The sequence below is a fragment of the Polynucleobacter sp. AP-Feld-500C-C5 genome, assembly GCF_018882265.1.
In the GTDB taxonomy this organism is placed as follows: domain Bacteria; phylum Pseudomonadota; class Gammaproteobacteria; order Burkholderiales; family Burkholderiaceae; genus Polynucleobacter.
Window position 1 is genome coordinate 1 of sequence record NZ_JACVOW010000014.1, and the last position, 336, is coordinate 336.

The 336-nt window shown below is 44.3% G+C and carries 1 protein-coding gene; it reads right to left on the reverse strand.

Annotated elements, in window-relative coordinates:
* Positions 1 to 31: 31 nt before the first annotated feature.
* Positions 32 to 336: IS3 family transposase (locus ICN21_RS01685; protein ID WP_216176296.1), on the reverse strand; the 305-nt coding region annotated here is incomplete at its 5' end.

A 336-nucleotide genomic window follows, 5' to 3' on the forward strand; every position in this document is an offset into this window, starting at 1 on the left:
TGAACTGACCCCCAGTAGTTGGACAGTTTAGTTAGGTTAGCACAAGGGATTGAGTTCGGTATTGCACCGGGCTCAATCCCTTTAGTTTTTGCTTGATTCGATCATGGTTGTAGTAGTGGATATATTCCTTAAGCTCTGTTTTAAATGACCCGACATCGTCAAACTTCTTTTGATAGAAGAACTCGGTTTTCATAATCCCAAACCAGTTCTCCATGACTGCGTTATCCAAGCAATTACCTTTTCTAGACATGCTTTGAGTAATACCCTGCTGGTGCAGGGCCTGTTGATAAAGCCCCATCTGGTATTGCCAGCCCTGGTCTGAGTGCAAGATGGGCT